Here is a 21034-nt window from a genome sequence, read left to right as displayed (position 1 = left end):
TGAATAAAAAAATGAAAAATATTAAATTTATAGGAGTTCTTGGGGCAATTTTACTAGCATTAGTATATAGTTGTTCAGATAACTTCTTACAAGACACAAAAACAGACGGATTAACGGGACCAACTGTTTATTCGAGCGAAAGTACAGCAATAGCAGCATTAACAGGTGTTTATGACGGGTTTCAGGCAGGTTCTCAGGGAGACCCCGGATTCCCTAATGAGTTCAACATTAAAGGCATTTTCAGAATGGCAAATAATGTGACTTTGGATTGGCAGGATAGTGGCTCTGATACCGAATATGATAGATTAGATGTTAACCCTGATGGAGATGTGCCTACTAAAATGTGGCCAATATTATATAGAACTATAGGTAGAGCTAATGATGTTTTAGTAAATATTCAACCAGCTATTGATGCTGGAAATATAGATGCCGATTTGGGTAGTAGACTAATAGGTGAAGCTTTAGTGTTAAGAGCTATAGCATATCAATACCTAGGCGGCACTTTTGGAGGCGTTCCATTAATGTTAGATCCATTAGATGATGCCTTTAAACCAAGAGATACCCAAGATGCTGTTTTTCAACAGATAGTAACAGATATGACAGATGCAGTTACTAGACTTCCATGGTCATACTCTGAAGAAAAAGGAAGAACAACTAGAGGAACGGCTTATGCTGTTTTAGGAAATGCTCACATGTGGTTGGGGCAGTATGGAGAAGCCGTTACAGCTTTTGAAGCTATAGAAACAGGTGGAGTAACATCTTTAGAAGAGAATTACCTTGATATTCATGCATTAGCTAACCCCAACGGTAAAGAATCCTTATTTGAGATTCAATGGGCAGCAAATGGAGATTTAGGATGGAATAGAAATGATGAAGTTAGTATTTGGCAATTATTCTCTATGCCTACAGATATTACTGGTGGAGGTGGTTTTGCAGGTCTACCAAGAAAAGATCTTTACGATTCTTTTGAGGCAGGAGATTTAAGAAGACAGGCAACCGTACTAGCTCCAGGGGAAGAACATCCAGATCCATTAATTAATATTATTGATTATGATGGGGTAGATATTAATACGGTTGGTACAGTCGCTGAGCCTTGGACTGGTAACAATCCTGCTGACAGAACAGGTTATTGGGGTGTTAAAGGTTGGAGAGACCCAACGATTCAAGGTTGGGGTAAAGCCGTTATTTTTGGTGGTCAAAATCATATTTGGATACGCTATGGAGAGGTATTGCTGAGTTTAGCGGAATCTGCTCTCAAAGATGGACAAACGGCAAAAGCACAAGCGGCTTTCGATAGAGTTAGAAATAGAGCATGGGGTGGTACTGCACCAGCAAAAACCGTCTCAATGGATAATATTCTTGACGAATACCGTCATGAGATAGGAGGAGAATTCTCGTTATGGCCAGTAATAAGAAGATCTGGAGAAGCTACCAGTTATATGCAAAGGGTTAAAGGCGTTACAATTCCTAGTGGGCATGAGTTATTGCCTTTACCTAATAATGCATTAGCTATTAACGAAAATCTTAAACAAAATGATGGGTATTAATCCATTTGTAGAGGTTTATGTTTAGTTAGTTTAATTTGGTTGAGGCTTTGGATTATATTCAAAGCCTCTTTTTCCTTAAATTTATAAAATGAAGATTATTTATACCAGTTTTGTTTTTTTATTCCTAGTGTTATCTTGTAAAAAGCAAGATATAAAACAATTTAATCTTCTTACATCAGATAAGACAGGTATTTTATTTTCAAATGATATTGTTGAGACCGATAGTTTAAACTACTTCAATTACCCCTACATGTATATGGGAGGTGGTGTATCTGCAGGTGATATTAATAATGATGGTCTTATAGATTTGTTTTTTACTGCTAATATGAAATCCAATATGCTCTACTTGAATAAAGGTGATTTTGTATTTGAAGATATTACCAGTGTTTCAGGAGTGGCAGGAGACGATAGATGGGTTACAGGAACGACAATGGTCGATATTAATAACGATGGCTATTTAGACATCTATGTAAGTGTTTCGGGAAAAGGAAACAATAGAAATAACCTACTATATGTAAACAATGGAGATACTACATTTACAGAAAAATCTAAAACGTTTGGTATAGATCATAATGGACACACTACTCAAAGTACATTTTTTGACTATGATAATGATGGTGATTTAGATCTTTATCTTGCTAATTACCCACCGACACCTTTTAAAAGTCCGGTAGAATTGTATCAACATAAATCAAATCATCCCAAAATAGAAGAATCCGATATTTTATATCGAAATAATGGTGATGGTTCTTTCACCGATGTTACCATTGAATCGGGTATTCTAAACTTTGGACTATCCCTAAGTGCTACCATTGCTGATTTTAATAATGATGGTTGGAAAGATATTTATGTGTCTAATGATTTTGATTCAGCAGATTATTTATACATTAATAGCAAGAATAGTACATTCACAGAAATAGCAGGAGAGTCTGTCAATCATACAGCACAATATGGTATGGGAGCAGATGTAGCCGATTACAATAACGATAATCTTATTGATATAGCACAAGTAGATATGACGCCAGAAGACAATAGAAGGTCTAAAGCGAATATGGCTAGTATGAACCCCGTAGGATTTACAAAAATGGTGAATGCTGGGTTAAATTATCAATATATGCAAAATTGCCTTCAACTTAATAGAGGAACTGATGCTAATGGCAATCCCATTTTTAGTGAAGTGTCTAGGTTGGCAGGTATCTCTACAACAGATTGGAGCTGGTCCATTCTCTTTGCCGATTTGGATAATGATGGCTGGAAAGATGTAACCATTTCTAATGGTACTCGAAGAGATATTAATAACAGAGATTATTTTAAAAAGTTAAAATCCAGAAATCACTTTGGAGGTGTCAAACTATCTGCAGCAGAAATAGAACAGATCCCTTCAGAAAAAGTATCAAATTATATTTATAAAAATACGAAAGATTATACGTTTAAGAATATGGTTTCAGAATGGGGTTGGGAAGAAAAAACCTTTTCTAATGGCGCTATCTATGCAGATTTAGATAATGATGGCGATCTAGATTATGTTATAAATAATATAGATCAAGAAGCTTCAATTTACAGGAACAATAATTTAGATAAAAACAACTATTTACAAGTTACTTTAAAAGGATCTGAAAAAAATAAAAATGGTCTAGGCACTAAAGTTTATGTGTCATCTGATTCATTAGAACAATACAATGAACTTACTTTATCGAGAGGTTTCCAATCTTCAGTAGCCCCTCAATTACATTTTGGATTAGGAAAGACTGAAAACATCTCTATGGTCAAGGTTGTTTGGCCTAATGGTTCTATTTCTGAAATAAAAAATGTAAAAGCAAATCAAAACATGGTTGTAGACTTTTCATCTGCAATCAATCAAAGTAAAGAGCGTTTTGAGCAACCAACGATTTTTGAAACAGTAGCCTTGGATTCTCTTCAAGTAGATTTTAAACATTCGGAAAACAACTATAATGATTATTATTTTGAGCCATTACTTCCTCATAAAACATCGATGTTAGGATCTGGAGTCGCCGTAGCCGATGTTAATGGAGACGGTCTGGAAGATTTTTATATAGGAGGTTCGTCTCAGCAAGCAGGCGCTCTTTTTATTCAGAATTCAAAAGGTAAATTTGATAAAACGAATCATGATGTCTGGGATATTGATAAAGCAAGGGAAGATATGAGCGCTTTGTTTTTTGATGCGGATTCAGATGGAGATCAAGATCTATATGTTGTTAGCGGAGGTAATGAAAAAAGTGAAGATGTATCACACTATCAAGACCGTCTATATATTAATAATGGACAAGGGAAATTTACTAAAGCAGAACATAATTTACCAGAAATAGTAACCAGTGGTTCTAGAGTGAAGGCAGGAGATTATGATGGAGATGGAGACTTAGATTTATTTGTTGGTGGTAGATTAGTTGCTGGTCAATACCCATGGCCAACTAAAAGCTATATTTTAAATAACGACAAAGGTTTTTTTAAAGACGTAACATCTCTTTTGGCACCAGATTTTGAAACATTGGGAATGATTACCGATGCCGTTTGGACTGATTTTGATGCGAATGGCACTTTAGATTTAATAATAGTAGGCGAGTGGACTCCTATTTTATTTTATAGTAATACTGATGGGGCGTTTAAAAATGTTACAGAAAGTATAGGTTTAGAAAACACCAATGGTTGGTGGTCCAGTCTGATTCAGAATGATTTTGATAATGATGGTGATATAGATTATGTAGTTGGTAATCTTGGACTTAATTATAAATATAAAGCGACTATCGAAGAACCATTTGAAGTATATGCAGACGATTTTGATGATAATAAAAGAAAAGATATTGTTTTAAGTTATTATAATTTTGGAAAGTTGTTTCCAGTGCGAGGAAAATCATGTTCATCACAACAAATACCATCTTTAAATAAAAAGTTTGAAAATTATAGTTCGTTTGCAGTAGCGGAAGTTACAGAAGTATATGGTAAAGGCGCATTAAGCAATGCAGAAATACATTATAAAGCACAAACTTTTGCCAGTAGTTATATTGAGAATTTAGGTACAGGCAAATTTAAATTAACCAAACTACCTAATGAAGCACAGTTCTCGTCAGTGAATAGAATCATTACAGATGATATCGATAATGATGGATTTAAAGATGTTTTGATTGCTGGAAACCTATATGCTTCAGAAATAGAAACCCCAAGGAATGACTCTAGTATAGGAACCTACTTAAAAGGAGATGGTCATGGTAATTTCTTGCCTGTTCCTAATAAAAAATGTGGTTTGTTTATTAGAGGAGATGTAAAAGATTTAACTTCAATTAATATTGGTGGACATAAATATATTATTGCTGTTAAAAATAATGACTATCCCCAATTCATTAAGATAATCTAAGATTTTTAGATGGCAGAAAAATTAAAGAACACAAAGCTTAAAAAAAATATTTTTGCTCTAATAATTCTATTGGGCGTATGTTTTTTAGTATTTAAATTACTTCCTGATTTCTTCTCCATAGGTGCTTATTCTCCCATTGAACCCATAGCGATACATAGTAATGGAAAAGGGTTTACCGGATCTGAAGCTTGTGCAGAATGTCATTTAGATATTTACAACACACATATTGAAACAGCTCATTTTAAATCGTCTGCAAAAGCAAATCTAAAGACTGTAAAAGGAAGCTTTAAAGATCATGAAAATATTTTTAACTTAAATGATTCTATAGGATTTAAGATGGAAGTTAGAAATGATGTATTGTATCAAGATGCTTTTTTGAAATCCAATAATGCACATATTAGTTCTTCACGATTTGATATAGTCATTGGTTCAGGAACTAAAGGGCAGTCCTATTTAAAATGGCAAGATAGTTCCTTGTATCAATTACAGGTTACTTATTTCACTCCAAGTAATAGCTGGGTAAATAGTCCTGGTTATCCATCAGATCAAGTGGCTACAGATAGACCTATTTTTGGTAGGTGTCTTGAATGCCATATGACCTATGCCAAAAGTACCGAAAGGTTTTATAAACGAAATAGTTATGAGAAATCCCAAATGGTATACGGTATAGATTGCGAACGTTGCCATGGTCCTTCAAATGATCATGTAAATTTTCATAGAAAAAATCCATTAGATACGGTGGCTATGCACGTAGTAAAACATGGTGATTTAACTAGACAACAAAATTTAGATGCTTGCGCCTTATGTCATTCAGGAGTAAGAGCGCGAAGAAGTAAAAGCCCTTTTTCGTTTATAGCTGGTGATAGTTTAAATCAGTTTTCTACTCCGGATTATACAGAGAAAGACCTGAAAAACTTAGATGTTCATGGCAATCAGTACGGATTACTTTCTGCAAGTAAATGCTTTAAGAAAAGTGATGTTCTGAATTGCACAACATGTCATAACCCTCATGAAAACCAAAGAGACGATCATATAGCATTCAATAAAAAATGTCAAAGTTGTCATGATTCAGGGATAGGTTCTCATCGTATTTGCTCAGCAACAGAAGAAAGTAAAAAGAATTCTGACAATAATTGTATTCAATGCCATATGCCTTTGACGTTTTCAAAAGGCATGAAGATAGAAACGTCTCAAGGGACATTAAAAGCGGTAGAAGTAAGAACCCATCTTATTGGAATTTACGTTGATTCGTTATCACAGTAGGTATATTCGAGCTGCATGGAAGTGTTTTATAATTCTAAATTTAATCTGTTTTTCAATTGTATTTTACCATGTGACGTAATCATTAATTCTCTAGAATTTGGTTTTTTACGGATCCAATCTTTTTCTACCATTTTTTCAAGAATAGAGGCTCCTAATGCTCCTGCTATGTGATGTTTTCTTTCACTCCAATCTAAACACTGATGTGCAAAAGAACGTTTTTTAAGTTGGATAGTATCTGTATTTATATCTATTCCATGAAACCATTTTTTTCCATATTTAGTGACTCTGTAATTTTTATCCGAAATTTCAATGATTCTATTATCTATTAATGAATCAGTAATTCTAACACCAACACTTCCAGCAAGATGGTCGTAACAAGTTCTGGCGTAAGTAAAATCATTTAATTTTGGTGTTTTTATTTTTTTATAGTCTTTATTTAAAGGCATTAAACTAGCCATAGATTCTATTACTTGAGAAACATCATCGTTTGCAAATTTAAAATACCGATGTCTCCCTTGTTTTTCTACAGATAAGATATTTGCTGTAGTCATTTTTTTTAAATGATTACTAGCAGATTGTAACGATATATTTGCACATGTTGCCAATTCTGTTGCCGTATACGCTCTACCATCCAATAAGTTCCATAAGATGATAGAGCGAGATTTATCTCCTAAAATGGAGGCTATTTTGCTGAACTGATTTTCTAATTCTTCGATAGTATTATTTTTTGTATTTATCTAATCCCATATCAATGGTCGTTTAACACCTAAGGTTCTTAAATAGCCTAACATTTGACCTGTATGAACAGATTCGTGATAAGCAATTCTATTTAAATAATCTCCTAAGTTTTTACTTTGATTGACTTCTTTTCTTTCAATTCGTATGGTCTCTAAATCAGATTCATTTAATGCTTTTATCATATCCATAAAATTTTTACGGTATTTTTTAGCAGCATTAAGTTCATTTTTTAAATTGGAGTACTCTAAATTTCTCCATGGCGATTCATAATCCCCTAAATCCCCTCTGTTTTTTATAATAACATGAAATAAATGCTCAGTTTCAAGCGTATGTCTTATCATTTCAATAATAGAAAACGCTTTTTTGTCGGGTTTCCAGTTTAGAAATTCATCAGGAATACCTTCCCATAATTTTATGCTTCTTCGTCTTGTTTCAGAAAAGTTCAATAATATAATTTCAATTGAGTTCATAGTTTGCTTTTAAATTTATCGTTATTTATTCGAGTGTAAAAATAAATGGCTTTTTAAAATTATATTTCATTCTATAATGTAATATGAAAGTTTTCCAAATGATACGTATTATGAAGGTTTATAGCTTTTTAAAGAATATTTTATGCTACGATATTTACTTTGTAATTGTTCCAAATAATTTTTCTCCTTTTTTAAAATTATAATTATCGTTTTAACGCTACCCGTTTTTCTTTCTCATGGGTCTTATTAATAAAGAGCTTTAATAGAAGAACTCTTGAATTAGTTTAAGTTTTGCGTTGAATTGCCCTGGTTATAATACGGGGTATTTCAACGTTTTGGAAGCAGTTAAGATGTTAAAATTATTTATACCATTTGTTTTTTTTGTTTCTCTCGGTTTTTTGTGGGCTGACGCTCAGCAAAATACCTTGGAAATGGATGCATCTACTATTGACTCTTTAATGGCTAAGCATGTTTTTTCATCATCCAATGGGATGCAAATGCCTTATAGACTGTTTAGCCCAATTATAGAGAGCACAGAAAAAATACCCTTAGTAATATTTTTACATGGTCGAGGCGATAGAGGGCGTGATAATAGTGCACAAATTTATCATGAAGCAGGAATCATAGTAAACGCAAATTCATTATTGAAAGCAGAAATTCAATCAAATTTTCCCTGTTATATTTTAGTCCCTCAATGCTCTGATAAAACCGAAAATGAAGAATGGGCGAAATGGGTTGGTAATTCACCAGAAACACCTTTTAAAGGGTTAGGAGCAGATAGCACTTATACAATGAGTCCTTCACCTTCCGAATCAGGAGAAGCCGCATTAGAATTAATAGAACAAACGATAAAAGATAAAAATATTGATGCGAATAGAGTGTATATCATAGGGCTGTCCATGGGTGGTTTCGGAACCTGGGAATTCACAGCAAGAAAACCGCATGTATTCGCAGGAGCTATTCCTATGGCAGGATATTCGGATCCTAATCAATTAGAGAAAATAAAACATATTCCATTTTGGATTTTTCATGGAAGTATAGATAAATGGAATCCTGTAACGGGATCAAGGACGATGTTTAAATTATTGTCCGATAGCAACGCAGATGTTAGATATACAGAGTATGTAGATACAGGGCATGGAGAATCATTCAAAAAAGCTTTCAATGAAGCAGAATTGATTCCCTGGCTTTTTTCAAAAAAACGAAAAACGAATTCATCCCAAGAAAAATTATGATAAAGCAATTTTATAGAAAACCTCTTTTTTTAGTTTTTATATTATTTATGACTAGCACAATAAAAGCACAGAAGCATCAAATGACAGAAAAAAAGATTGACAGCATACTTTCCTTATTGACTATAGAAGAAAAAGTAGCTATGTGTCACGCGCAATCTAAATTTAGTACACCTGGAGTTGCACGCCTTGGAATTCCAGAAATATGGATGTCTGATGGGCCCCATGGTGTAAGAGCGGAAATAAATTGGGATAACTGGGGATATGCAGAATGGGCTAATGACTCCATTACGGCATTTCCAGCTCTAACCTGTTTGGCTTCTACTTTTAATCCACACCTTTCTGAAGCCTATGGCATTAGTATTGGAGAAGAAGCACGATATAGAAAAAAAGATGTGCTTTTAGGCCCAGGAGTGAATATCTATAGAACACCATTAAACGGAAGAAATTTTGAATATATGGGGGAAGACCCGCATTTAGCCTCCAAGTTGGTTGTGCCTTATGTTAAAGGGGTGCAAAAAAATGGTGTTGCAGCTTGTGTCAAACACTTTGCATTAAACAATCAAGAGCTTTGGAGAGATCATATTAATGTTGAAGTAAGTGATAGGGCACTATATGAGATTTATTTGCCCGCCTTTAAAGCATCAGTTCTAGAAGGAGACGCTTGGGCAATGATGGGAGCCTATAACAAATTTAGAGGACAGTATTGTTGCCATAATGAATTGCTTCTAAACAAAATTTTAAAAACAGATTGGGGATTTGATGGGGTTGTAATAAGCGATTGGGGAGGCGCTCATGACACTTATGAGTCTGCGATGTTTGGTTTAGACATGGAAATGGGAACAGGAACCGATGGATTAGGCACGACTACTTTAAACCATTACGAACATTATTATTTAGCCTCACCTTTTTTAAAATTAATTAAAAAAGGAGACATTGATGAAGCTGTTGTCGACGATAAAGCTCGCCGTATTCTAAGATTGATGTTTAGAACGAATATGAGTTCGAATCGTCCTTTTGGAAGGATGAATAATGTGGAACATCATCAGGTGGCACGTCAGGTGGCAACAGAAGGCATTGTATTATTAAAAAACAAAGAGAACTTCTTTCCAATAGAAGACAGAGCGGGTTTAACTATTGCAGTAATTGGAGAAAATGCAACACGCTCGATGTCTGCAGGGGGCGGTTCATCAGAGCTTAAACCTCAATTTGAAATTTCGCCGTTAGAAGGCTTAAAAAAACGCTATAAAAACGCACAGATTATACATGCTATGGGATTTGCTTCAGGGCCATCAACATATGATGAAATACAACCATCTCCATATGATGCCGATGCTCTTAAAGTGGAAGCTATTGAAGTAGCAAAAAAAGCAGATTTGGTAGTGTTTGTAGGAGGTTTGAATAAAAGCCATCTTCAAGATTGTGAGGGAGCAGATAGAAAACAATTTAGACTGCCTTTTGGGCAAGATGAATTACTAAATGATATTATGGCGGTTAATAAAAATGTTGGTGTGGTACTACTAACTGGTAATGCTGTAGAAATGCCATGGTTAGATAAAATTAACGGACTTATACAAGGGTGGTATCTTGGAAGTATGGCAGGAGATGCACTTGCAGATATTATTAGTGGAGATGTTAATCCATCCGGAAAACTACCATTCTCATTTCCAGTAAAATTAAAAGATAATGCAGCCCATCATTTTGGAGAACTGTCTTATCCTGGAGATCGTATTAATCAATATTACAAAGAAGATATTTTAGTAGGATACCGTTGGCATGATACTAAAAAGATTAAGCCACTATTTGCCTTTGGCGAAGGATTGTCTTATACATCATTCAAATTGTCTGATTTTGAGTTGAATAAAAAAATATATTCTAAAGGAGAACAAATAACTGTTTCTGTAAATGTTTTAAATACAGGAAGTTTGGATGGGTCAGAAGTAGTACAGGTTTATGTTGGAAAGTCGAAATCTAAAGTAAAAAGAGCGCTTAAAGAGTTAAAAGGATTTAAGAAAATAGCTGTTAAAAAAAGCATGTCAGAGTCTGTTGAAATATCCATTAATGTGGATGATTTAGCTTTCTATGACGAGCGTATCTCAGATTGGAATTTAGAAAAAGGAAGTTACATCGCATACATAGGAAATGCATCGAATAATATTTCTAAGAAAATAACATTTGAAGTCGAATAATAAAAAAATTTAAGAAACCATAAGAAAAGGAATCATGACGTCTCGAAATCTTAAATATTTAAATGCCATTTTAATGAAATATTATTTAATAATTATAGCATTCACCTTAATGGGGTGTTCTCAAAATAAAGTTTCAACAACTAAAACTAATGTTGAGGAAAAATTTATAGACAGTGTATTAGCAACTATGTCTATAGATGATAAAATAGGACAGACTAATTTAAGAGGAACGTCCAGTAGGGCGAAAACATTATCTGATGACCTAAAAGAAGATGTAAGACAAGGAAAAGTAGGAGCATTGCTAAATGTCATGAAAGTTGAATTTGTGGACGAACTCCAAAAAATAGCAATAGAGGAAAGTCCAAATAAAATCCCCTTGATTTTTGGAAGAGATGTCGTTCACGGTTTTAAAACAATATTTCCAATACCTATTGGTTTAGCATCTTCTTGGGATACTGAAGTAGCAAAATCATCATCTAGAATAGCAGCTATAGAAGCCAGTTCAGTTGGAATTCGTTGGACTTTTGCACCGATGTTAGATATAGCCAGGGATAGCCGTTGGGGAAGAATAGCTGAATCACCAGGAGAAGATCCATATTTAGCCTCCGTTTTAGGAAAAGCCTATGTTGAAGGGTTTCAAGGCGATTCTTTAAACAATCCAACAAGTATAGCGGCATGTGCTAAGCATTATATAGGGTATGGTGCAGTTATGGGAGGCAGAGACTATAATACTACTATAATTCCCGAGCCATTGTTGCGCAATGTGTATTTACCTCCTTTTCAATCTGCTTTAGATGCGGGAGTCGCAACAGTTATGACCTCGTTTAATGAAATAAATGGTGTACCGGCAACTGGAAATGAATTTTTGTTAAAACACGTTTTAAGAGGCGAATTGAAATTTGATGGCTTTGTTGTTAGCGATTGGGATTCTGTTATAGAAATGATTGCCCATGGTTATGCAAAAGATGAAAAACATGCAGGAGAGTTGGCGGCTATTGCAGGAATAGACATGGAAATGACCAGTAGAGCCTATGAGCATTATCTAAAAGATCTCATTGAAGAAGGAACTGTTACAGAATCTCAATTAGATGCATTCGTAAAAAATATATTAAGAATAAAATTGAGGTTGGGCTTGTTTGAAACACCCTATCGAGATAAAAATAATGAAGCAAATTTTTATAAAAAAGAACATCTAGCTGAAGCGAAAGAAGCAGCAATTAAAAGTTCAGTATTACTTAAAAACAAGAATGTATTGCCTTTGTTAGCAAATACAAAGGTAGCATTAATAGGCCCTTTAGCTGATGCACCATTAGATCAAATGGGAACTTGGACTTTCGATGGTGAAAGAGAACATACCATAACACCTTTAAAAGCCTTTAAAGAAGCAAATGTTAATTTCAAGTATGTACCAGCATTAACGCATAGTAGAGATACATCGAAATCACAATTTAAAAAGGCAGTTAATGACGTAAAAGATTCCGATGTCATTGTGTTTGTTGCAGGAGAAGAAGCTATTCTTTCAGGAGAAGCACATAGCAGAGCTGTTATAGATTTACCTGGTGTACAAGAAGATTTAATAAAGGAATTATCTAAAACAGGGAAACCCATAGTTTTGGTTATTATGGCAGGTAGACCCATTACTATTACGAACATCATAGATAACGTCGATGCGGTTTTAATGTCCTGGCATTCTGGTACCATGGGTGGCGTCGCATTGCAGGAAATCATTTATGGATTCAGGGAACCAGAAGGAAGACTGCCTTTGTCTTGGCCAAAAGCAGCTGGACAATTGCCTTATTTTTACAACCATAAAAGTACGGGTAGACCAGCCAATGAAAAAGATTATGTCTCCATGTATGAGATTCCCGTTGGTGCTTGGCAAAGTTCCTTAGGTAATGACTCACATTATTTAGATATCGGTTATAAACCTCATTTTCCTTTTGGTTTTGGTTTTGGGTACACAGATTTTAGATATGACAAGTTAAAAATATCAAAAGATACCATTGGTTTTAACGACGCATTGCATGTAAAAGTTTCAGTGACTAATACAGGAGAGAGACCAGGTAAAGAAATTGTTCAGCTTTATACTCAGGATGTCGTGGGAAGTATTACGCGACCTGTTAGAGAGTTAAAAGGATTTCAACATGTTAGTTTAAATGTTGGAGAAACCAAAGAGGTGACTTTTAGTATATCGGTTAAGCAATTAGAGTTTACGAATCATAAAAAGATCCATGCAGCCGAAGAAGGTGATTTTAATCTTTGGGTAGGTCCTAATGCGGCATCAGGGTTAAAAGACACGTTCTATCTTAAAAAGTAATCCTTATGATTATTATACTTTTAGGTGTTAGCGGATGTGGAAAAACAACCATAGGTAAACAATTATCTGAAAGAACTGGTATTCCTTTTTTTGATGGTGACGATTTTCATCCGAAATCTAATATTGATAAAATGACAAAGGGGCTGTCTTTGAATGATAATGACAGATATCCTTGGTTGCTTACGCTTGCAAATAATATTGAAACATGGGCTGGAGAAACGGGAGCTATTTTGGCTTGTTCTGCATTAAAAGAAAGTTATAGAACACTGCTGTCTTCAAAACATAATGATATTGCATGGGTTCATTTATCAGGGAGTCAGGAGCTCATTAAAAGCCGAATTGAGAAAAGGAGCGGACATTTTATGAATACTGAGTTACTGGTATCTCAATTTAATGATTTAGAAATCCCAGAAAGTGCTATTCATATAGATATTTCTAAATCACCTGAAAAAATTGTTGATGATATTATTTCAAAATTGAAAAACATGGAACAATCGTTTTTTGGAGTTATAGGTTTAGGTGTTATGGGAAGCAGTTTAAGCTTAAACATAGCCGAAAAAGGGTACGCATTGTCTGTATACAATAGAATCGCGTCAGGAGAAGAACATACCGTTTCAGATTTTTTGAAAAAAGTTGATAAAACGATGACAATTAAAGGCTATACAGACTTAAAAGCATTCGTTAATTCTTTGGAGCGTCCCAGGAAAATACTCATCATGATTAATGCTGGTAAAGCCATCGACGTAGTTATTGAAGCGTTGATTCCTATTTTATCCGAAGGTGATATTTTGATTGACGGAGGTAATTCCCATTATTTAGATACAAATAAAAGATCTGAATATTTAAAAAGTAAACAACTCTATTTTGTAGGTTGTGGCGTTTCAGGAGGGGAAGAAGGAGCAAGAAAAGGGCCTTCAATTATGCCTGGAGGTGCTAAGTATAGTTATAAAATTATAGCACCCGTTTTTGAAGCCATTGCAGCAAAAGATAAAAACGGTCATTCTTGTTGTACCCATATAGGGTCACAAGGGGCTGGTCATTTTGTTAAAATGGTTCACAATGGTATTGAATATGCTGAGATGCAATTACTAGCAGAAATCTATGCCTTATTATCTGTAACTAAAAATAACGAAGAGATAGCAACTACTTTATCTCAGTGGAACACGACAGATTTATCCAGTTACTTATTAGAAATTACAATTAATATCCTTAAAACAAAAGAAAGCGGAGAGTATGTGCTTGACACTATTTTAGATAAGGCAGGTAACAAAGGGACAGGTTCTTGGTCTACAAAAGCAGCTTTCGATTTAGGAACAGTGAATACGATGATGTCTTCTGCCGTTTTTGCACGTTATATATCTTCTTTTAAAGAAAAAAGAAATCATTTATCTGGGTTTATTAAGAAGGATTCTAAAGCAACCGATACACTTGATGTTAATAGTCTAGAAAAAGCATATCGATTTGCAAGGATCATTAATCATCATCAAGGTTTCGAACTGATTAGATTAGCTTCTAAAACATATAATTGGCATTTAAACCTATCGGAAATTGCTCGTATTTGGACCAATGGTTGCATAATTCGTTCTGAATTTATGGAAACGTCTGTAGATGTCTTTAGAGATCATGAAAGCTATTTAGATGCCACAAACGTATTAGATGTATTGATTTCAACGGAAAAGGAAGTCACAAAAAGTATTACTTATAGTTTATCTCATAGGATGCCCTTTGATACGTTTTGGTCCGCTTATAATCATTGGATAGCTATGACTACTGAAAACTTACCGGCTAATTTGATTCAGGCACAACGTGATTATTTTGGAGCGCATACCTATCAAAAAGTAGGTGCACCAGAAAATCAGTTTTTTCATTCTAATTGGTATTAATTATGATAGATTTCACCCTTTTAACATCCGTATTATTAGGAGTCGTTGTATTGCTAGTACTTATATTGCGATTTAAAATACAAGCTTTTATTGCGTTATTAATAGCCAGTATACTTGTGGGCGTTTTGTCAGGAATGGAACCATTGGCAATTATTAAAACACTACAAGATGGTATGGCAAATACACTTGGATTTGTAGCTATGGTTGTTGGTCTGGGTGCTATATTTGGCGCTATTTTAGAACACTCTGGAGGCGCTGAATCTTTAGCTACTTTTTTACTGGCTAAATTTGGAGAAAAACGAGCACCATGGGCATTAATGTTAACTGGTTTTATTGTTGCTATTCCAGTATTTTTTGAAGTTGCTTTCATTATTTTGGTTCCTATTATATATGCACTACAAAAAAGGACGGGGAAACCTTTATTACTTTATGGAATTCCTTTGTTGGCAGGATTGGCTATAACACATACTTTTATCCCACCTACGCCGGGGCCGGTTGCTGTAGCTGATATTTTAAAGGCAGATTTAGGATGGGTTATCTTTTTTGGATTTATTGCTGGAATACCAACGGCGATATTATGTGGTCCGCTTTTTGGAAAATATATTTCAAAAAGAGTTCATGTGTCTGGTTTACAAATGGATACTGATGGTAAAAAGCTTGAAAACCCTCCGCCAGTTGGAGCCATAATTAGTATCATCTCAATTCCTATTTTATTAATTGTTGTGAATACAGTAATTAACAGTCCGCTTATCGGAGAAAATATAATTCCTGAAAATGTATTGCGATGGCTGGGAATGATTGGACATCCTTTTTCAGCTTTGATAATAGCAAATCTTATAGCTTGGTATTTATTAGGTATTCGTAGAGGTTATACCAAAGATACATTGCTGGATATTAGTACAAAATCCATGGCACCAGCGGGTATGATAATATTAATTACAGGTGCTGGAGGTGTTTTTAAGCAAATGTTGGTAAATACAGGAGCAGGTGAGATGTTAGCTAATTATTTCGCAAATGAAGGCGTAAGTATCTTACTATTTGCGTTTCTATCGGCAGCTGTAATTCGTATTTTACAAGGGTCTGCAACCGTAGCCATGATTACAGCTGCAGGGCTTACAGCACCTCTTTTGGCTGAATCTATTTCTGATCCCCAAAAAGCATTACTGGTTATTGCAGTAGCTTCAGGCGCTAGTATCATGTCTCACGTTAATGATAGCGGGTTTTGGTTGGTTGGTAAATATTTGGGACTATCTGAAAAACAAACTTTTAAAAGTTGGACGGTTATGACTACATTGCTGGCAATCACAGGTTTTGCAAGTGCTTCCGTTTTATCGCTGTTTTTTTAATCATAGTTACACTTAACGATCCTCTCAAAGGATTTCTTCTCATTTTAAAATAGACTTTATTATTCATATCAGACGTAAAAACAGTTAAAAATGACTGAACCTCGACTTTTTTTTAATTAGGTCGTATTTCTTAGTTATTAGTATAGGAGGTTATTATATTTACATGTTCTACAATCGACCATATGAAATTTTTCTCTCTACTTATTTGCCTTGTATTATCAAGTAATGCTTTTTCGCAAGAAGTATCTATTTCTACAACTTTTTTTGAGGATGGTAGTATGTATAAGAAACTTAATGAGTTTACACAGCCTCTAGCTCAATTTAAAGAGGGAGAATCATGTATAGTTACTGAGTATTTAGGTAAGGACATCTATAAAATAAGGTATAAAGAATGGGTAGGTTTTGTAAATTCTGATTTTTTAGAGGTTAATGAAGAAATGATGGATTTATATTATGCTAATGAGCAAAAAGAATTGAATAAAGCCATTGAGGAAGAAGCAAATAGAAAGAAAAAAATACAAGCTATAGTTAATAAGGAAGAAATAGAAAGGAAGAAACAAGATTCTATTATAAAGGCAAAAGCAGAAGCCAAACGCCAACAAGAGTTATTAGCAGAAGCAAGAAAACGTGAAGCTGAGTTAAAAGAAAAACAGCGCGTTCAGGATTCTATTAATAAAACTAAGGAAGAAGCTAAACGCCAACAAGAGTTATTAGCAGAAGCAAGAAAACGTGAAGCTGAATTAAAAGAAAAACTACGAGTTCAAGACTCCATTAATAAGGCAAAAGCAGAAGCTAAGCGCCAACAAGAGTTATTGTCACAAGCTAGAAAACGGGAAGCCGAATTAAAAGAAAAACAGCGCGTTCAGGATTCCATTAATAAAGCCAAGGAGGAAGCCAAACGCCAACAAGAATTATTGGCACAAGCCAGAAAACGAGAAGCTGAGTTAAAAGAAAAGCAACGCGTTCAAGACTCCATTAATAATGCAAAAGCAGAAGCCAAACGCCAACAAGAGTTATTGGTACAAGCCAGAAAGCGAGAAGCTGAGTTAAAAGAAAAGCAACGCGTTCAAGATTCCATTAATAAAGCCAAAGAAGAAGCTAAACGACAAGAAGAATTATTGGCACAAGCCAGAAAGCTAGAAGCTGAGTTAAAAGAAAAGCAACGCGTTCAGGATTCCATTAATAAAGCAAAGGAGGAAGCTAAACACCAACAAGAGTTATTAGCACAAGCCAGAAAGCGTGAAGCCGAATTAAAAGAAAAGCAGCGAATTCAAGATTCCATTAATAATGCAAAAGCAGAAGCCAAACGCCAACAAGAGTTATTGGTACAAGCCAGAAAACGAGAAGCCGAATTAAAAGAAAAGCAGCGCGTTCAAGATTCCATTAATAAAGTTAAGGAAGAAGCCAAGCGCCAACAAGAGTTATTGGCACAAGCCAGAAAGCGAGAAGCTGAATTAAAAGAAAAGCAACGCGTTCAGGATTCCATTAATAAAGCCAAAGAAGAGGCCAAGCGCCAACAAGAGTTATTGGCACAAGCTAGAAAGCGAGAAGCTGAATTAAAAGAAAAGCAGCGTGTTCAGGATTCCATTAATAAAGCTAAGGAAGAAGCCAAACACCAACAAGAGTTATTGGCACAAGCCAGAAAACGGGAAGCTGAATTAATGGAAGAAATAAGGGTTCGGGATTCTATTATCAAAGCAAAAGATGATGCTAAACAACAGCAAGCGTTATTAGTACAAGCTAGAAAGCGAGAAGCGGAATTAAGAGAAAAAGTAAGAATCCAGGATTCAATTATTAAAGCTAAGTATGAAGCTAAGCCTCAGGAAGAACAGGCAACAGAAGAAATAAATAATACTACAGATTCAGAAAGAGAAAAATATAGAAATATATGTCATTATACTATAAATATGTATGATGAATTTTATAAAAAAATGCATATAAGAACAGATCCATATTCAATAAGTGATGATTTAACCATAGAATTATACAAATATGGGAGACAAGTAAGTATCTTTTTTAACTCTAAAATAGATTTAGGGTGTGTTAGTTATTTCTCTAAAAATCGTTCGTCAGTAAGAGTTAAACTTGAAAATAATCAAACGATAACGTTTTATCATACCTGGAACATGGAATGCGGAGCGTTTTTATTTAAAGGGAACCTTTCTAATTCTCAAATTATACATTTAAAAAAATATCCAATTAAATCAATATTATTAAAGGGTACAGAAGGTTCCCATAATATTACAGATATAGATTATAAAGAGTTTTTTATTGATAAATTAAAATGTCTTGAATAGTTAGTTCTATAATAAACATCTAAATACAAAGATATTGAGTGTTTTTATTTAATCTGTTTTATATGAAACGATTACAATTCTGTTGTCATCCTTGTCAGTAGTAAAAAACAAGTAGATATTACCACCATCTTTAATATTGAATTTTTTCCGAATCTGTTGAACTGTTTCAGGGAAATTACGCGTTGTAATATTTGCTTTAGAAATTCCATGCTTTCTTAACGCCTTTTTATTGTAAGCCATTATGCTTTCTATCTTAAAAGCTCTGCCAGGAAAATCAATTAAGGAATTACTAGTATACAAATGTGAATGTTTATGAAGTTTATAAACGTTTAGTTGATTACTTATAGTATGAAAAGCACCAGCCTTTAAAATAGCACTATTGGGTTCGTATAAATAGGTGAGTGGTTGACTGTATTTTGATTCTGAAGCTTTTTCAGTTTTTATTGAGAAATTAAAGGATTCTTTTGCCTCCTTTTTAATATTTACTGTATTTATATTTATAGCACCTTCAAAACCATTTTCTAAAACCCAGAGGAGCTCTTTCACTTCATTATTTACAGCAACAATATGAATTGTTTTTACATGCTTTAATTCATTGATACCAATTGATAAATCCAATAAAGGTGATGTTTTAATCATGATATTTTTTGTATGATTAAATAACAAATCGATATGTTCTGGAACATTAGGAAGACAATCGTTTAGAAAGAAGACTTTGCCCTTACTATCATGTCTTCTGGAAGGATCAATATAAACCCAATTAAACTGTTTATTTGAGGTTTTTAAATAGCTAATACCATCTACGTTTTTGGTTTCAATAGTATCTACGCCTAATTGTTTGTAATTATGAGTAACTATGTCTGATAAGCTTTTATTGATTTCGCAATGCATTACTGTTTTAAATACGTTTGAAAAATAATAGCAATCTATTCCAAAGCCACCTGTTAAATCTATGATGGATTCACCATCAATTAATCCAGCTTTATATTGAGCTGTTATTTCGGAAGATGTCTGCTCAATGTTTAATTTATTTGGATAATATATGTTGTTACATTTAAACCAGGTTAGTAACTTCTTTTCGCAGCGTTTTTTAGCCTCTATTTGTTCTATAATATCATTAGTTTTAACTTGAGGAAAAGAAGTGCCTTTGAGTAGTAATGAGGTGATGTCAGAATTTAAATGAGTAGTTATAAATGCTTGTATTTCAGTATTTAAAATAGAGGTGTTCAAATAAAACGTATTATAAATTCTTAGTGAGTTTTTTTACAATCTTGTTTTCAGATAAAAACTCCTTTAAAATTACTTTTATAGCGGTATATGCTGGAACAGCGATAATTAATCCAATAACACCGAATAATATACCAGTAATTAAAATCACTAAAAATATTTCTAAGGGATGTGATTTTACGCTTTTTGAAAATATAATAGGCTGGCTACCAAAATTATCAACCAACTGACCAATAGCAAATACAATAAATACCCAGAATGTTTTAGGTAAAATAACGTCACTAAAACTCTCTCCAAGATTACTTGTCATAGTTAATGTTATCATTAATAAAGCTCCAACTAATGGTCCTACATAAGGTATAAGGTTTAATAAAGCGCAAAGAAATGCGATAACAATAGCATTTTCAACACCAATTATAAGTAGCCCGATTGTGTAGATAATAAATAGAATCAATATTTGGAAAATGAGTCCGACAAAATATCTGGAAAGTAAATCTTTAATTTTTGTTGATGAACTTTTCCAACGCGATTCTTTATTGTCTGGTATAAACGTTAGGAGACCATTTTCAAATAATCGGCTATCTTTTAAAAAGAAAAAGGAAATAAAAAGTACAGAAAATAAGCCAATACTAAAGCTACCCAAGCCACTAACTACCGAGTTTAAAAAGTCTGGAATCAATGAATAATCTATTTTAGATAAAAGATTAGACTCCTTAAAGGATTGCTCTAAATCTATTTGATGCAAATCGAAATAAGTGATGATTTCTGCATATAAATTTTCAATATTAACCTGTAATTCATCAATGTTTAATAGCGATAAATTCTGTCCTTGTTTTATAACTAGAGGAATAAATAAACCAACTAAGCCTAAAAACAACCCTAAAAGTATCACCATAGATACTATTACAGCAATGGTATTTCTGAATTTTAATCGATGTTCTAAAAACAGAACGATTGGTCTTCCTATTAATGAAATAACCGCAGCTATTGCCACATAACCAATAACCGATTGTATTTGATATAAAAAGTATAGTACCAAAGCAATACCTAAAATAATAGCTAAAGCTTTTAAAATACCATTTGATATTGTATTAGAATTCAATTATATTAATTTAGAATAGTAAATCTAGTCATTTCGAACCAAAGGGAGAAATC

The 21034-nt window shown here is 33.9% G+C and carries 13 protein-coding genes; 9 read left to right on the top strand and 4 right to left on the bottom strand.

Going from position 1 to position 21034, the window contains the following annotated elements:
• Positions 1-11 precede the first annotated feature (11 nt).
• The 3 genes from Q4Q39_RS11670 to Q4Q39_RS11660 all read left to right on the top strand — a co-directional run bounded on the left by Q4Q39_RS11670 (position 12) and on the right by Q4Q39_RS11660 (position 6180).
• A complete protein-coding gene (locus tag Q4Q39_RS11670) occupies positions 12-1547 on the top strand; it encodes a RagB/SusD family nutrient uptake outer membrane protein (protein ID WP_303282662.1) in 1536 nt (511 codons plus the stop codon).
• Between the two features lie 88 nt (positions 1548-1635).
• Positions 1636-4917 carry a VCBS repeat-containing protein gene (locus Q4Q39_RS11665; RefSeq protein WP_303282661.1) on the top strand — a complete coding sequence of 1094 codons (3282 nt, stop codon included), beginning with the start codon at positions 1636-1638 and terminating at the stop codon, positions 4915-4917.
• A gap of 9 nt (positions 4918-4926) precedes the next feature.
• Positions 4927-6180 carry a multiheme c-type cytochrome gene (locus Q4Q39_RS11660; RefSeq protein WP_303282660.1) on the top strand — a complete coding sequence of 418 codons (1254 nt, stop codon included), beginning with the start codon at positions 4927-4929 and terminating at the stop codon, positions 6178-6180.
• Positions 6181-6206: 26 nt separating this feature from the next.
• On the opposite strand, the gene Q4Q39_RS11655 is transcribed toward Q4Q39_RS11660, so the two are convergent.
• Together Q4Q39_RS11655 and Q4Q39_RS11650 are read right to left on the bottom strand one after the other, a co-directional pair.
• Positions 6207-6815 carry an ArsR/SmtB family transcription factor gene (locus tag Q4Q39_RS11655; RefSeq protein ID WP_486320964.1) on the bottom strand — a complete coding sequence of 203 codons (609 nt, stop codon included), beginning with the start codon at positions 6813-6815 and terminating at the stop codon, positions 6207-6209.
• 102 nt (positions 6816-6917) lie between these two features.
• On the bottom strand, positions 6918-7388 hold the full coding sequence (locus tag Q4Q39_RS11650; RefSeq protein WP_303282659.1) for a DinB family protein: 471 nt from the start codon (positions 7386-7388) through the stop codon (positions 6918-6920).
• 431 nt (positions 7389-7819) lie between these two features.
• Between Q4Q39_RS11650 and Q4Q39_RS11645 the strand changes: the two genes are divergently transcribed.
• The 6 genes from Q4Q39_RS11645 (at position 7820) to Q4Q39_RS11620 (ending at position 18652) form a co-directional block, all read left to right on the top strand.
• The gene (locus tag Q4Q39_RS11645; RefSeq protein WP_303282658.1) at positions 7820-8623 is read left to right on the top strand and encodes a carboxylesterase family protein; all 804 of its coding nucleotides are present in this window, start codon (positions 7820-7822) and stop codon (positions 8621-8623) included.
• A gap of 47 nt (positions 8624-8670) precedes the next feature.
• Positions 8671-10809 (top strand): glycoside hydrolase family 3 C-terminal domain-containing protein, encoded by a 2139-nt coding sequence (locus Q4Q39_RS11640; protein ID WP_425555638.1) that lies wholly within the window; start codon positions 8671-8673, stop codon positions 10807-10809.
• Positions 10810-10882: 73 nt separating this feature from the next.
• The gene (locus Q4Q39_RS11635) at positions 10883-13126 is read left to right on the top strand and encodes a glycoside hydrolase family 3 N-terminal domain-containing protein (protein ID WP_303282656.1); all 2244 of its coding nucleotides are present in this window, start codon (positions 10883-10885) and stop codon (positions 13124-13126) included.
• Between the two features lie 5 nt (positions 13127-13131).
• Positions 13132-15009, top strand: a complete 1878-nt coding sequence (gene gnd, locus Q4Q39_RS11630) for an NADP-dependent phosphogluconate dehydrogenase (protein WP_303282655.1) — start codon at positions 13132-13134, stop codon at positions 15007-15009.
• Between the two features lie 2 nt (positions 15010-15011).
• The gene (locus tag Q4Q39_RS11625) at positions 15012-16355 is read left to right on the top strand and encodes a GntP family permease (protein WP_303282654.1); all 1344 of its coding nucleotides are present in this window, start codon (positions 15012-15014) and stop codon (positions 16353-16355) included.
• Between the two features lie 182 nt (positions 16356-16537).
• Positions 16538-18652, top strand: coding sequence for a coiled-coil domain-containing protein (locus Q4Q39_RS11620; protein ID WP_303282653.1), 2115 nt, complete (start codon positions 16538-16540; stop codon positions 18650-18652).
• Between the two features lie 48 nt (positions 18653-18700).
• Here the strand turns inward: Q4Q39_RS11620 and Q4Q39_RS11615 are convergent, their stop codons facing one another.
• Complete coding sequence (locus Q4Q39_RS11615) at positions 18701-19882, bottom strand: THUMP-like domain-containing protein (protein WP_303282652.1); 1182 nt, start codon at positions 19880-19882, stop codon at positions 18701-18703.
• Between the two features lie 10 nt (positions 19883-19892).
• Positions 19893-20981, bottom strand: a complete 1089-nt coding sequence (locus tag Q4Q39_RS11610) for an AI-2E family transporter (RefSeq protein ID WP_303282651.1) — start codon at positions 20979-20981, stop codon at positions 19893-19895.
• Positions 20982-21034 lie beyond the last annotated feature (53 nt).

It is taken from the genome of Flavivirga amylovorans (assembly GCF_030540875.1).
In the GTDB taxonomy this organism is placed as follows: domain Bacteria; phylum Bacteroidota; class Bacteroidia; order Flavobacteriales; family Flavobacteriaceae; genus Flavivirga; species Flavivirga amylovorans.
Note: the sequence above shows the minus strand (reverse complement) of the source record. Positions and strands in the feature narration are given on the sequence as shown.

Bases quoted from the DNA above. Each gene is read 5' to 3' on its own strand.
- Q4Q39_RS11670 (WP_303282662.1), top strand. From the start codon at position 12: ATGAAAAATATTAAATTTATAGGAGTTCTTGGGGCAATTTTACTAGCA.
- Q4Q39_RS11665 (WP_303282661.1), top strand. From the start codon at position 1,636: ATGAAGATTATTTATACCAGTTTTGTTTTTTTATTCCTAGTGTTATCT.
- Q4Q39_RS11660 (WP_303282660.1), top strand. From the start codon at position 4,927: ATGGCAGAAAAATTAAAGAACACAAAGCTTAAAAAAAATATTTTTGCT.
- Q4Q39_RS11650 (WP_303282659.1), bottom strand. From the start codon at position 7,388: ATGAACTCAATTGAAATTATATTATTGAACTTTTCTGAAACAAGACGA.
- Q4Q39_RS11645 (WP_303282658.1), top strand. From the start codon at position 7,820: ATGGATGCATCTACTATTGACTCTTTAATGGCTAAGCATGTTTTTTCA.
- Q4Q39_RS11640 (WP_425555638.1), top strand. From the start codon at position 8,671: ATGACTAGCACAATAAAAGCACAGAAGCATCAAATGACAGAAAAAAAG.
- Q4Q39_RS11635 (WP_303282656.1), top strand. From the start codon at position 10,883: ATGAAATATTATTTAATAATTATAGCATTCACCTTAATGGGGTGTTCT.
- gnd (WP_303282655.1), top strand. From the start codon at position 13,132: ATGATTATTATACTTTTAGGTGTTAGCGGATGTGGAAAAACAACCATA.
- Q4Q39_RS11625 (WP_303282654.1), top strand. From the start codon at position 15,012: ATGATAGATTTCACCCTTTTAACATCCGTATTATTAGGAGTCGTTGTA.
- Q4Q39_RS11620 (WP_303282653.1), top strand. From the start codon at position 16,538: ATGAAATTTTTCTCTCTACTTATTTGCCTTGTATTATCAAGTAATGCT.